Here is a 13,519-nt window from a genome sequence, read left to right on the forward strand (position 1 = left end):
GTCTTGCTAAGCAGCAACAACAGCTGTTTCACCAGCTGGTGCAATCGGTGGGTCATTGTGGGTCCCGCCGTTCACGGTCTCCTTCCATTCGAACGCATGTTGGCCCATGAGCAACTCGATACCGAAAAGCGCAAGCCGTACCGATTTCGCGCGATACAAATGTGAGATTTATATTGCGCGACAGATATTCGCGCGGTTGCCACAGTCTTCTCGCGCCATATTTCTACCGAGCGCAGATCTGTCGCGAATTCCTGGCCCTCGGATTACGAGCGCCGCTGTTTCGAGGCAATTGGAAGAATAAGCCACTGACTTCCGTTTGCACAAAGAGCGCGACACAAATCCATGCGGAGGACGTCCGATGCATGCCGGCTTCCCAGGAAGCGTACTCGTAGCGGTGTTGGGCACCGTCATGGCAAGCTGCGCTGGCATTCCGGCGCAAAAAACCGGGGCAATATCCGGCTATGGCCCCAACCCCACTTTACCGAAACCAAGACCGACGCTGATCCCGACTGTTAACATCGCCGAGGCGAAAGGCTGGCAGAAAGAAGGTATGCCGACCCCGGCGAAGGGGCTGACAGTGAACGCCTTCGCCACCGGCCTCGACCATCCGCGCTGGCTACATGTGCTTCCGAACGGCGACGTGCTGGTTGCTGAAACCAATGCCCCTGCCAAGCATGACGAAGGCTTCAGTCTTAGAAAGGTCTTCATGGACCTGGCTATGAAGCGGGCTGGCGCCGCGACCAAAAGCGCCAACCGCATCACGCTCCTGCGCGACACCGATGGCGACGGCATTGCGGATGTGCGCACGACGTTCGCGGAAGGCCTCAATTCGCCCTTCGGCATGACGCTGTCCAAAGGCAAACTCTTTGTCGCGAATACCGACGCGCTCGTCGCTTTCCCCTACTCCAATGGCCAGACCCGAGTCAGCACGTCGCCGGAAAAGATCATCGACTTGCCGGCCGGGGACCTCAACCATCATTGGACCAAGGACGTGATCGCAACTCCGGATGGACGCAAGCTCTATGTCACCGTTGGTTCCAACAGCAACGTTGGAGAAAACGGCATAGCCGCGGAGAAGAACCGCGCCGCTGTCCTTGAAGTGGATCGGTCTACCCGCCGCACTCGGGTCTTCGCCTCGGGCCTGCGCAACCCGAACGGGCTCTCCTGGAATCCTGAGACTGGCCAGCTTTGGGTCGCCGTGAACGAGCGTGACGAGATCGGCGACGACCTTGTGCCGGATTACATGACCTCGGTTCGTGACGGCGCTTTCTACGGCTGGCCCTACAGCTACTACGGACAGAACGTCGACGAACGTGCCAAGCCGCAGCGCCCCGATCTCGTGGCGGCAGCGATCAAGCCCGATTACGCCCTGGGCTCTCATACTGCCTCGCTGGGACTGACCTTCTCCAAAGGCGCGCGGCTCGGTCCGGCCTACGGCAACGGCGCCTTCGTCGGCCAGCACGGCTCGTGGAATAGAAGCGTGCACAGCGGCTACAAGGTCATCTTCGTGCCGTTCCATGGTGGCAAACCGAGCGGTCCACCGGAAGATGTGCTCACTGGCTTCATCGGGCGTAATGGCGAGGCGATGGGCCGGCCGGTCGGCGTCGCTATCGATCAGACTGGCGCACTGCTCGTCGCCGACGACGTCGGTAATGTCATCTGGCGGGTCCGCCGGGCGAATGGCCGTTGAGCGCAGGTGGCCTTTCTGATTCCGACCTCACCAGCCTTCGGCTACTGCGCCACGCCCGATATGGCTGCATTCGGCTGCGATTTCGATGCAAATGCCAGGTGACGACATCGCGCCTGCCGCATGTCGGTCGCTATGGCGACGTCTATTTTGCGCATGGCTATTCGGGCAAGGGGGTGATCCTGTCGACGCTGTCGGGCAAGCTGCTCGCTGAGGCGATCACCGGTGATGCTTCGCGGCTCGATCTGTTTTCGACCCTAAGCCCGCTGCCGTTCCCCGGCGGCACGGCGCTGCGCGGCCCGCTCTATGTGCTCGGCATGCTTTGGTACGCAATGCGTGACCGCATCAAACATTGAGCGCAGGCATGCGCAATGAGGCCGAGCGCCGCCACCAAGCGATTAACGGCTGATTTCGCGGCGGCGTCCGACTTGATCGATCTTGAATATGGTCCGTAGGCAATGGCCGCGAGTCGGTCCATGCCCTGCTCCCGAAGCCTGAGCGCCGATAGACCTGCCTGCTATTTCCTCAGCTAATAGATCGATATGATTGCAGGATTGACCGTTTCATATCCCAGGCGCGGCTCCGATTTGTCTTTCGAAATCGCGCTGGAGACAGTTCCGGTTGAACTGCTATCCAATTTTGTTTCCCTGTTTTTCTTGATCGTGCTGCCCGACAGGTCGGCGCAGGCCGACGTTACTTCTGTACTGACCACTCTCTTTTTCTCGTGCGCAACGGCGGCGGTGGATACGGCCATCACAATTGCCGCGCAAACAATCGTCAATCTCATTGATTCCCCCTTAGAGCACCGCAAAAATGTGGTCGGCTGCTTTGAGACGCCGGCGAAGGCGGTATTCGCGCCTGGCCGGCCCATGCAGCTTCCGACTGCACAAGATTGTAACTACATTAGCTGCAGCGCAAGTAACCATTTCGGACTAGGGAACGGGTTCCCCTTCGATCGAAAGCGCTGGGCTGCCGGCGAAAAAGCAGGCGTTTTAGCCGTTCTCGCCGCCGAGCGCCTTCCAATTTTGGGACAGAGGTTGGCTGATGCCCTTAAACTCACGGCTACGCATTGGTTGGATCTATGCAGCGACAAGGCCAACCTTGGCAAAGCCTCTACATAGTCACCTTCGGGCAGCACCAGTCTTGGAATTCACGCCCTCAAGCAAGGCGAGCAGGCCTTTCAGAATTTCGATTGGCGGCGGCGGACAACCTGGAATGTGCAGATCGACAGGCAAGGCCTCGGACACTCCGCGCACCACCGCATAGCTGCCGGCGAAACAGCCGCCATTGCCTGCGCAATCTCCCAGTGCGACCACCCATTTTGGGTTGGGTGTTGCGTCGTAGGTCAGCTTCAATGCCTCGCGCATGTTTTTTGTGACCGGCCCGGTGACGAGCAGTACATCGGCATGGCGCGGTGATGCGACGAACCGGATCCCAAAACGCTCGATGTCATAGAAGGCGTTGTTCAGCGCGTGCATCTCAAGTTCGCAGCCGTTGCAGGAACCGGCATCGACCGCCCGGATCGACAGGCTTCGCCCCAATCGTTTGTGAGCAGCCCCATCGAGCGCGCGTGCGAGTTCGTCGACTGCCGTGCTGCTTGCCAACGGCGGACGCTCGGTGAGAGGGGGGCGTATCAGGCTTTCAAAAAGAAGCTTGCGCATGACAGCGTGCCTTCAGAGATCATGGCCCGAATAAGAGCAGTTGAACGATTTGTTGCACAGCGGAAAGTCGGCAACGATGTTTCCTTCGATCGCCGCTTCAAGGAGCGGCCATTGAAACCATGACGGATCACGGAGGTGACAGCGCTCGACCAAGCCGCCCTTGCCAATGCGCAGCCAGGCCAGAATGTCGCCGCGGAAACCTTCGACGAGCGCCATGCCTTCATGCGATCGGTTTGTCTGCGCGAAATCGACGCGGATCGGCCCGTCTGGCAGCTGTCGCAGGACTTGTTCGATCAGGGACAGGCTCTGTTCGACCTCGTGGATACGAATCCATACACGGGCGTTCACATCGCCTTCCTGGAGGAGAGGTACATCGAAGGCGAGTTCGCCATAGGGTGGATAAGCGAGATTGCGTCGGGCATCGAAGTCCCGACCGGAGGCCCGGCCAACGTAGCCTCCGGCGCGATATTGACGAGCGAGTTCCACCTTCAGCCGGCCAGTCGCGACAGTCCGATCCTGCAGCGACGCAGTGTTGTCGTAGAGCTCGACCAGCGCGGGAAACCGCTGCCTGATCTCTGCGATCAGGGACCTGAGCGCTGTCGTGCCCTCATCGCTCAGGAAGCTTGCCACGCCTCCGGGCACGATGCAGTCGCGCATCAAACGATGACTGAAGGCAGCATCGCTTGCCCGCAATACGCGCTCACGCAGCACCCCACAGTGGGCATGCATGAGCGCGAAGGCGGCATCATTGCAGATAGCGCCGATGTCGCCCAGATGATTGGCCAGGCGCTCCAACTCGGCCATGAGCGCTCGCAGCCAGACCGCGCGTGGGGGAACCTGGACACCCAGCGCCGCCTCGACGGCGCGGGCAAAAGCGAGGGAGTATGCCACGGTACTGTCGCCAGAGGTTCTGCCCGCCAATTTGGCCGCACGGTCGATGTCGGACCCCGCCATCAGGCCTTCTATACCTTTGTGCGCGTATCCGAGGCGCTGCTCCAGCCGGACGACCGTTTCACCGCTCGCCGTGAACCGGAAATGGCCCGGCTCGATGATGCCGGCATGCACGGGCCCGACCGGGATCTGATGCAGGCTCTCCCCCTCTGCAGGCAGGAAACTGTACGGGAAGGCAGTCGCAGCAGACGTCCGGACGCGGGTACTCAACGGATAGCTGACACCCCAGTGGCCATGATCAAGCCACTGTCGTGTATCAGGCGCACCTTGTGGTAGGAGCCCGAACAGGTCAGCGGCCGCACGTTCCAGGCGCAATGCGGGCGGATGCAGCCGGCCGACCGATGGGTAGCGGCCACTGGGGCATTCCAGGCTGGCGACGCCAATGTCCCCGGCGCTTTCATCGAGAAGTGCCATGTGGACGGCGCCTGGCTCACCCCATAGGCCGAGCAAGCTCCAGTGGCCCTCGGCCAGTTGCTCGACGGCAAAGCCCCATTTTTTCGGAGTCACCACGGCGCGCGACCACGGGAAATGATTTTCGACACGTTGGCCAGCAAGGATGAGGTCGATCAGCCCGGGCATGCTCTTTCTCTCCTCTGCTCACCCCAGGATACTTGCGACGTGCTGGAACCATGTGACCAGCGGTGGCGGCAGATAGATGCCGGCGGCAAACACCAACGCCAAGTGGGAATACATCGGAATGTAGGACGCCTCGGCGGGTGCAGTGCTGCCGCGCGGTTCGCCGAAAGCGACGCCGGTCAGTCGAAGCAGCAGGGCGCCGAAAGCGAGCAGAATCCCGAAAACCAACGGCATCGCCAAAAGAGGGTGTCTTGCAAATGTCGAACTCACGACCAGGAATTCGCTCATGAAGATACCGAGCGGAGGGAGGCCGGCAATGGCAACGACGCCGATGACGAGCGCCCAGCCAAGGGCAGGATGTGTTTCCGTCAGTCCCCGGATTTCGGCGATGTTCTGTGTCCCCTTGACCTGGGCAATGTGGCCGACCGTGAAAAAGATCGCCGACTTGGTCAGGCTGTGCATGACCATGTGCAGCAGCCCGGCAAAATTGGCGAGCGGGCCTCCTATGCCGAAGGCGAACACGATGATGCCCATGTGCTCGATCGAGGAGTACGCGAACAGGCGTTTGATGTCGCGGCGGCGGTAGAGCATGAAGGCCGCGAAGACAAGCGACGTCAGTCCCATCGTGATCATCAATGGCCCAGGTGCGATCGCTTCCGGGCTTGCCGCGAGCAATAGCTTGAAGCGCAGCACGGCATAGAGTGCGACGTTTAACAGCAAGCCCGACAGCACTGCGGAAATCGGCGTTGGACCCTCAGCATGCGCGTCTGGCAGCCAGGCATGTAAGGGCGCAAGGCCGACCTTTGTCCCGTAGCCGAGCAGCAGAAAGATGAAGGCGACATTGAGCAGAGCCGGATCGAAGCGCGCGGCGTGAGCGATGAGCACCGTCCAGACCATCGCATTCGTCCCCTCGCCAACAACCGGCTGTGCAGCCATGTAGACGAGGATGGTGCCGAACAGTGCGAGCGCGATGCCGACGCTGCCCAGAATGAAATATTTCCAGGCGGCCTCCAGCGCTTCGTGCGTGCGGTAGATGCCGACCATGAGCACGGTGGTCAGCGTGGCAAGCTCCACCGCCACCCACATCAAGCCAATATTGTTCGACACGAACGCCAGGTTCATGCCGAACATCATGACCTGGTACATTGCGTGATAAAACCGCAAGTTCGGGACTGTCAGCCGCCCGCTCTCCAGTTCGTGGGCAATGTAGGAAGCGCTGAAGACGCTGGTGGTGAAGCCGACGAATGTGTTGAGCACGATGAAGACGATGTTGAGATCGTCGACGAGCAGATACTGCCCAGGCTGCGGGCGGTCGGTGACAAGAAGCGACAGTGCGGCGAGCAAGGTCAGCAAGCTCGCAGCGACATTGACGCCCGCCGATATCCGGTATTTCGGCAGCGCCGCCAGAAGTGCGGCCGCGAAGACCGGTATCAGCAAAATGGCGGCCACCGCATCGAGGGAAAACGCGGTCAACGGTGTTCTCCCCTGTAGTCGTCGAGCGCGCCGACATCCACCGAGTCGAACCTCTCGCGGATGCGGAACAGGAAGACTCCGATGACGATGAAGGCGATAAGGATCGAGAAGGCGACACTGATCTCGACGACCAGAGGCATGCCCTTGGCCCCCGTGGCGGCGAGGACCAGACCGTTCTCGAGCGACATGAATCCGACAACTTGGCTGACGGCGTTGCGGCGGGTGACCATCACCAGCAGCCCCAGCAAAATGATGGACAGCGCGAAAGCCAGGTCCTCGCGGGCGAGGGGATCAGCCTCGGGAGTGACGCGCAGCATCAGGACCATGGACAGGGTCACCAGGCCTATCCCCGCAAGCATCGTCGTACCGATGCCGACGGCGGTCTCGACGTCACGATGGATGCCGAGCCGCTGAATGATGCGATGAAGCCCGACAGGAATGACGATCGCCTTGAAGACGAGGGCGATCGCCGCCGTGACGTAGAGATGATGCGCGTCCTGAATGTATGCCTGCCAAGCTACGGACAGGGCCAGCACGATTGCATGAAGCGCAAAAACGTTGATCAGAGCAAAGAGGCGATCCTGATACAGCATCATGAAACTGACCAGCACCAGGCCGCCGGCGAGCAGGTGAGCGATGTCGAAGGTGAGGCCGTTCATCAGAGGCTCCGTGAGACGAACAGCAGGAGCGTGCCGAGCAGGGCCAGCATCAGCGCTGCCCCGAGGAAATCCGGGACGCGGAAGACGCGCATCTTGGCGATGGCAGTCTCAAACACGGCGAGGAGAACGCCACAGACGGCAAGCTTGCCGACATAGGCGACGACACCCGGAGCAAGGGATTCCAATCCTGCCCCGGCGCTCGCCAGTCCCCAAGGTAGGAAGACGCAGGAAATCAGCGACACATAGAGCAGAAGCTTGAGGAAGGCGGCAAACTCGATCATCGCCAGATGGCGACCGGAATATTCCAGCACCATCGCCTCATGAACCATGGTGAGTTCCAGATGGGTCGATGGGTTGTCCACGGGTATGCGGGCGTTTTCGGCGATCGCCACCATCACGAGGGCGATGAGCGACATCCCGAGCGACACCCGCAAGCCAACCTCCGGTGACCCCATGAAGGCGGCGACCGTTGAGAGTTGCGTAGCACCTGCGACGAGCGCCAGGCTGAACACGATGAGCAGCATGGCGGGTTCGGCCAGCGAAGCGATCATCACCTCGCGGCTCGAGCCGATGCCGCCGAAGCTCGTGCCGACGTCCATGCCTGCCAGCGCCAGGAAGAACCGGGCGCTTCCCAGCAGTGCGACAATGGCTATGAGATCGGCGGTCCAACTGAATGTGAGGCCGGCCGCGAATGTCGGGATGAGCGCCGCGCCGACCCAGGTGGTGGCAAAGATCAGATAGGGCGTCACGCGAAACAGCCAGGATGCGTTGTCCGCCAGAACGACTTCCTTGCGCATCAGCCGCAAGAGATCGCGGTAAGGTTGGATCAGGGAAGGACCCTGGCGGCGCAAGAGCCGTGCCTTCACCTTGCGCACGAATCCGGTCAGGAGCGGCGCCAGCAAAAGCACCAGCGCCATCTGCGCGCCTTGAACGGCCAATTCGAGAATCACGGCCATAGTGCGAGCACCAGGAGCAGGACAATGAGAAAGAGAAAGACGAGGGTCAGGTAGCGCCTGATCGTCAGGAACTGCAGATGGTTGAGGTGGTCGGTCGCAAAGTCGAGGGCCCGGCCGATAGGCAGGTACAGCGTCTCCCAGATCACATCATGCATTTCGACATTCAGACGAGCCGGACCGGTCTCGCCAGGTGCCGGCATTTCGACGGTTTCCCTTGCACGGAATACGAACGTGCCGAAGACGCGGCGGATAGGCTGCGCGAAGCTGACGGCCGTGTACTGCGAGCTCGGGACCACATCCAGGAAGCCACAACCCCAGGCGGGACCCCGACGGAGTGCATGTGATGCAAAGCGATGGATCACATATGCCGCAGCGGATGCGGAAAAGGCGATGAACAGGAACACTAACAGGCCGTTGTAGGAACTGCGGCTCGCTGCAATCGGCACGATAGACAGCCAGGGCTGGGCCATCTGCACAGGCATCCGACTGCCGATCAGTGGCAGTGTCACCGATGAGAGGCCGTCTATCACAAGACCGGGCAGAATGCCGGCCAGGAGACAAAGGGCAGCGAGAATGAACATTGCCGCCAGCGAGTAGCGGTCGACCTCATGCGCCAGTTCCACCGCGGCCGAGCGTGGCCGGCCGAGGAATGTAATCCCGAACGCCTTTACAAAGCAGGCCGCGGCCAGTGCCGCTGACAGCGCCAGCAGACCGCCAACGGCGGGCACCATGACCTTCAGTCCCCATTGTGGCAGATCGGGGCTCTGCAATATGGCCTGAAAGGCCAGCCATTCGGAGACGAAGCCGTTGAAGGGTGGAAGTGCCGAGATCGCGACGCAACCGACGAGAAAGGCAAAACTTGTAAAGGGCATGCGGTGGATGAGACCGCCCAGCTTCTCCATATCCCGCTCTCCGGTTGCCGTCAGCACGGCGCCCGCGCCGAAAAACAGCAGGCTCTTGAAAAAGGAATGGTTGAGGACGTGGAACAGCGCGGCGGTGAGCGCCAGCGCTGCAGCCGATGGCATGGCGTTCGCCTTGAAAGCGAGCGCGAGACCAAGGCTTACGAAGATGACGCCGATGTTTTCAATGGTGCTATAGGCAAGCAGTCGCTTCAGGTCCTTTTCCATCAGCGCGTAGAGGATGCCGAGAACCGCCGTCAGGCCGCCAAGGAAAAGCACGGCAACGCCCGACCACCATGCCGGCTCACCGAGCAGATCGAAAATAACGCGTATGAAGCCATAGACTGCGACCTTGGTCATCACGCCGCTCATGAGAGCCGAGACGTGGCTTGGCGCGGCCGGATGGGCGAGTGGCAGCCAAACGTGCAGCGGGACGAGTCCAGCCTTGGAGCCGGCGCCCAGCAGCATGAGAACCAGGACGAAAGCAGCGGCGAACGGGGTGGGATCGGCGGCTCGCATCGCGTCGAATGTGTAGGTTCCATCGGATCCGGCGAGCAGGCCGAACGCAAGCAGCAGCGCGAGTGTGCCGAAGCTCGCCATCACGAGATAGATGTAGCCCGCCCGCGCATTGTCCTGCTCGCGATGGTGCGCCATGACGAGCGCCCAGGAGGCGAGCGACATGAATTCCCAAGAAAGCAGGAAAGTGAAGGCGTCGTCGGCCACCACGACAAGGTTCATTCCGGCTAGGAAAGCCGGGAAGAACGGCAGCACCCGATGCGGCGCAGACTCATGCCTGCCGTAGCCGAGGCCATAAAGGCTGGCCATGGAGCCGCCGAAGTTGACGACGATGAGGAAGAAAGTCGAGAGCGCATCCAAACGGAAATGAGCGCCAATCCATGGCAATCCAAGAGGCAACACCACAGTCGACGGGGTGACGGGATTGTCGGCGATGCGGCTCGCGAGAACCATGAGCACGGCCGCCGATATACCTAGCGTCAAGCCGTAGATCAGGCGTGTTCCCGAGTCCGATCTGCGGCTTTCCGCAATCGCAAGCACCGCAGTCCCCAGGAGCGCAGCAACGCCCCACAGGAGGACCGCGGCCCCCGAAATCACGCCACGCTCCTCACGGGGAGTTTGGCATCCGTGTCGACCCCGCCAAGGATTTTGGCGGGGTCAAAATCCGCTTTCAGTCGCACGCCGCGCCCACCGATCTGGCTGGAGGCGCCTTCAGCGATCAATTCCACGCCGGCGAGGTCAAGTGCCCCGATCAGCTTCATGAGAGAATCGACGTTACCCCGAATAATCGACTCGCTGGCTTCCATGCGTTGAATTGTCGGCACGGAAAGACCGGACAATTCGGCAAGCCTGCGCTGGTCGATGCCAAGGAGCGCCCTCGCGGCACGCAACTGTGGAGCAGTTATCACGGTCGCATCCCCCTTTTTGATCAGCTTTGAGATATTATCTCTACGTTTTGCAGCATATATTAAAATGCGGCGCATTCAATTAGTGATGCGTGACGCATCTGTCTTGAGGCTGTAGAAAACCGGGCAATACGCCCTGCGCACCAAAGCCATGCGGCCATTCCCGTCACGGCCAGTCTTGTCGCCAGCCGTCTCGGATTGCGCGTGATGGGGCTGGCAATGGGCCTTATCTCGGCCGGCCACTCGATTGGAGCCGCCGCGGGCGCGTCGGCTATCTCTTCGACCCCACTCTACGTTATGAGTGGGTATGGCTGAGTTCGCTTGCTCTTGCCGTTGGGCCGGTCTCATCGTGTTCGTGCTTCAGGATCGGCCAAACAGATAGCTGCCGAAATCCAGGAACAGCGCCTTCGCGAATGTGCTGCCAAATCTGGCATGCGGCAAAGCTCTGTAGCGCTACTGCCAAAGCCGCCTCATGCGAACGGAGACGTCCTCCAGGACTGGCATGGAGGCCAGCACGAGGAGAATGGCCGCGAGAAACAACGTCGCCGCGAAGCCGACATGCTTGAAACCCACAGCGCCGATGACGCCGCCGAGAAAGAACAATGCCACAAGCGACGCAAGCAGCCTCAGCTTTCTTCGATCTGCCTTCACGAACAGTTCGTCCGAGTCACTCCCCGAGATGTTCCAATAAAGCAGCTTGCCGAGTTCGATGCCCATGTCAGTCACCAGGCCAGTGACATGCGTTGTCCGGATTCTGGCTTCCGACAGCTTGGTGATGATGGTGCAAAACCGGGTGTCAAAATTGCAAAATCGCGCGACCCGCTACAATGAGACGACTGGCACCGGCACATCTCTATGTGTCTGATTTATCTTTGGAATTTGGTAGCGGGAGAGCGCTACCGCCTTTCCCCCCACTCATCAAACTGTCAATTCAAGCTTCGTTGCCGCGGTTGAGCAGTGTCAACCTGCTGGCCTTCGTGTCTGGAGGGCTCGCTGCCGGAGGGATGCGTTCACGCCTTGGATTCAAAAAAAGGCGCGAAGGGAGTTGAGCTCGATACGGAGTTGCCCATCTTGCAGCGCAGCAGGGTTTCGGAAGCGCTTGGCTATTGGCTTCGTTGTGTTAGCTTCATAGACGCGCACGAGCTCATAACGGGGTCCCTCGCGCATCGCCTTCTCGAACTCGGGCCTGGACCATTAGAAGCGCCCGTCCGATCCAAATCTGGATTAACTTGTCACCTATAGATCAAATGGATTTGCCGATTACTGCGAGAGATTGCAAAAGATTCCAAGTGCGACTAGGCTTGTTAGTCTTTGAGAGGGATCGCGTTATCAGGGCGCCATCCTGGGGGCGTTCTAGTGAAAGTTTCAGTCGAGTTCCTTGGCCGAGCTCGCGTATCGGCCGGTAGCCGAGAACTAATGCTATCTCGGCAGAACATTTCTTTCCTGGCGTACCTCGTATTGTTTCGCGAGGTCGATCTTCCTCGTGAAGTTCTCATCGAGCAGTTTTGGTCCTCCTGTGATCCAGCCCGGGCAAAGGCATGTCTCGGAACGGCTTTATCCCGCTTGAAGAATACGCTGCAGATCAACGGAATGAGCTGGATTCAGGTATCGCAGCGGGGTGAGCCGCGAATTTCACCCGCAGCCCCGGTCTGGTTCGACATCGTCGCCTTCGAAAACGGTATCAATTCGTCGCTTTCGGCGAGGACGGGCAAGCTCGAAACTCCGATAGTGGATGGCCTGAAAACGGCTCTCGGTCACTATCGCGGCGACTTGCTGTTGGGCTGGTACGACAATTGGGTTTTGACAGAGCGTGAACGATTGCGGTTGCTTTGCCTCCGCGGATACCGCCGATTGATGGATCACTATTCGGCCGTTGACGATCTGGACAGTGCACTTGAGGCCGGACTGTCCTCACTGCGCATCGAGTCGCTGCAGGAACTAGTTCAACAGCGTGTGATTGAGCTCTATGCGGCCTCGGGGCAACGGGTTGGCGCGATACGCCAGTATGAGCGCTTAGCTCAATTGCTGAAGAACGAATTAGGCATTGCGCCTTCCAAGGCAACGCGCAGCCTTGTTGAAAGCATCAAGGCAGAACGGTCGGCCTAGCCTTTACGCCGGCGGGCCTCCTTCGCAAACAATCTCCCTGCCTCCCATCGAACGTATCCCTGCTGTCGCGGAAACCCTTGTTGCGGTCAATCCCGTGCCAGGGCGCAGGTATGCGCGGCCGCATGCCGGCGTGGGTCGCCGGTGACGTCACGGCAATCGCCGCGTCACGAACTGGTTGTGCGCAGGTTTCAGCTAGCTTGGGCCGCGCTCAATGCAGGGTGACCGCTGCGTGCAGCTCGTCCGATATCGTTAGAACTGCTCCGTTCTGCATTTCTGGTTCGCGAGATCGCGATGGAAGATGACTTAGATGATACGACTCGAATGAGCTTCGTCATTCGCCTTTCGCTCTTCGGAAATGCCTGGATTGGCAGTGTGACGCGCGTTGCCGCTGATGGCGTCGAGCGGTCAAACAGTTTTCAGGATTGCCAGTCAATGCTTGACTTCATCCACGAGCAGCTTGCGGAGAAAACCTCAATTCCTTTGCCGGTGGAAAGGAGTGTCTCGTGAGCGGATACCAGGTGATCTCGCAGGCGAGCGAGGAAATCAGAAACATATTCTTTGAAGCCTTGAAGAAGGCGAGCCTGAATTCAGGTGAGCTAGGCGGCACTGTGTCGCTGGCCCCTCCGGCAAAGGAAAACGAAAGACCCCTGTCGCTATGGCTTTACCTTGTCACGGAAAATGAGCACTCCAGGAATCGGCCGGACGTTTTCGAAGATGGCGTCATTCAGCCACCGCCACTCGCTCTCACCCTCTACTATCTCGCAACTCCTGGCATAGCATCGAACAGCGACGGGGCTGCGGCAGACGACGCAATGTCGAAATCGGCGGACGTGCTTGGTGTCGTCCTCCAGACGCTTCATACGCGTCCGGCTGTGACACTGAATAAAGCGCCTAATGGCAATCCCAGTATCGAGCCAGCTTTCGAACAGCTTCACCTTTCGCTGTGCCGGCTCAGTATCGAGGAACTGGCCCGTATTTGGGAAGCGCTCGACCACCCTTATCGCCTGTCGATCTGCTTCAAGGTGAACATCGTGCGGATCGAAAGCCTCCGCCAGACTATCGGAAAACCGGTGACCGAGCGCGAATTCATCACCGGCCGCCTCAAGCAAAATGCCTCGCGCTGAGATCTT

The 13,519-nt window shown here is 59.8% G+C and carries 12 protein-coding genes and 2 pseudogenes; 6 read left to right on the plus strand and 8 right to left on the minus strand.

Annotation, left to right across the window (positions count from 1 at the left end; all coding sequences use genetic code 11):
- Nucleotides 1–358 precede the first annotated feature (358 nt).
- From NKI16_RS07215 to NKI16_RS07225, 3 genes and pseudogenes are all read left to right on the plus strand, one after another.
- Entirely contained in the window at nucleotides 359–1,690 is a 1,332-nt protein-coding gene (locus tag NKI16_RS07215; RefSeq protein WP_023675512.1) for a PQQ-dependent sugar dehydrogenase, read from the plus strand.
- 98 nt (nucleotides 1,691–1,788) lie between these two features.
- Nucleotides 1,789–2,043: pseudogene (locus tag NKI16_RS07220) on the plus strand (FAD-dependent oxidoreductase); the annotation flags it as partial.
- A 198-nt stretch (nucleotides 2,044–2,241) separates the two neighbouring features.
- A complete protein-coding gene (locus tag NKI16_RS07225) occupies nucleotides 2,242–2,808 on the plus strand; it encodes a hypothetical protein (RefSeq protein ID WP_156937301.1) in 567 nt (188 codons plus the stop codon).
- Here the strand turns inward: NKI16_RS07225 and NKI16_RS07230 are convergent, their stop codons facing one another.
- The 8 genes and pseudogenes from NKI16_RS07230 to NKI16_RS07265 form a co-directional block, all read right to left on the minus strand.
- Entirely contained in the window at nucleotides 2,809–3,348 is a 540-nt protein-coding gene (locus NKI16_RS07230; protein WP_023675516.1) for an NADH-quinone oxidoreductase subunit B family protein, read from the minus strand.
- Nucleotides 3,349–3,360: 12 nt separating this feature from the next.
- Nucleotides 3,361–4,878: a hydrogenase large subunit gene (locus NKI16_RS07235; RefSeq protein WP_352922362.1), complete on the minus strand. Its 1,518-nt coding sequence runs from the start codon at nucleotides 4,876–4,878 to the stop codon at nucleotides 3,361–3,363.
- A gap of 18 nt (nucleotides 4,879–4,896) precedes the next feature.
- On the minus strand, nucleotides 4,897–6,348 hold the full coding sequence (locus tag NKI16_RS07240) for a hydrogenase 4 subunit F (RefSeq protein ID WP_023675518.1): 1,452 nt from the start codon (nucleotides 6,346–6,348) through the stop codon (nucleotides 4,897–4,899).
- Nucleotides 6,345–7,007 carry a hydrogenase-4 component E gene (locus NKI16_RS07245; protein ID WP_023675519.1) on the minus strand — a complete coding sequence of 221 codons (663 nt, stop codon included), beginning with the start codon at nucleotides 7,005–7,007 and terminating at the stop codon, nucleotides 6,345–6,347. Before NKI16_RS07245 ends, NKI16_RS07240 begins: the two co-directional genes overlap by 4 nt.
- Nucleotides 7,007–7,963 carry a respiratory chain complex I subunit 1 family protein gene (locus NKI16_RS07250; protein ID WP_023675520.1) on the minus strand — a complete coding sequence of 319 codons (957 nt, stop codon included), beginning with the start codon at nucleotides 7,961–7,963 and terminating at the stop codon, nucleotides 7,007–7,009. Before NKI16_RS07250 ends, NKI16_RS07245 begins: the two co-directional genes overlap by 1 nt.
- Nucleotides 7,954–9,975: a hydrogenase 4 subunit B gene (gene hyfB / locus NKI16_RS07255; protein ID WP_502897568.1), complete on the minus strand. Its 2,022-nt coding sequence runs from the start codon at nucleotides 9,973–9,975 to the stop codon at nucleotides 7,954–7,956. The genes NKI16_RS07250 and hyfB overlap by 10 nt, the downstream gene beginning before the upstream one ends.
- Nucleotides 9,972–10,286, minus strand: coding sequence for a helix-turn-helix domain-containing protein (locus tag NKI16_RS07260; RefSeq protein WP_023675522.1), 315 nt, complete (start codon nucleotides 10,284–10,286; stop codon nucleotides 9,972–9,974). The genes hyfB and NKI16_RS07260 overlap by 4 nt, the downstream gene beginning before the upstream one ends.
- Nucleotides 10,287–10,748: 462 nt before the next feature.
- Nucleotides 10,749–11,063: pseudogene (locus NKI16_RS07265) on the minus strand (YoaK family protein); the annotation flags it as partial.
- A gap of 636 nt (nucleotides 11,064–11,699) precedes the next feature.
- On the opposite strand from NKI16_RS07265, the gene NKI16_RS07270 reads away from it, so the two are divergent.
- From NKI16_RS07270 to NKI16_RS07280, 3 genes are all read left to right on the plus strand, one after another.
- Nucleotides 11,700–12,389, plus strand: a complete 690-nt coding sequence (locus NKI16_RS07270) for an AfsR/SARP family transcriptional regulator (RefSeq protein ID WP_352922365.1) — start codon at nucleotides 11,700–11,702, stop codon at nucleotides 12,387–12,389.
- Nucleotides 12,390–12,680: 291 nt separating this feature from the next.
- Complete coding sequence (locus NKI16_RS07275; protein WP_352922368.1) at nucleotides 12,681–12,896, plus strand: hypothetical protein; 216 nt, start codon at nucleotides 12,681–12,683, stop codon at nucleotides 12,894–12,896.
- A gap of 11 nt (nucleotides 12,897–12,907) precedes the next feature.
- The gene (locus tag NKI16_RS07280; RefSeq protein WP_352922371.1) at nucleotides 12,908–13,513 is read left to right on the plus strand and encodes a Pvc16 family protein; all 606 of its coding nucleotides are present in this window, start codon (nucleotides 12,908–12,910) and stop codon (nucleotides 13,511–13,513) included.
- The last annotated feature ends 6 nt before the right edge of the window (nucleotides 13,514–13,519 follow it).

Source organism: Mesorhizobium sp. M0698, assembly GCF_040320455.1.
GTDB lineage: Bacteria > Pseudomonadota > Alphaproteobacteria > Rhizobiales > Rhizobiaceae > Mesorhizobium.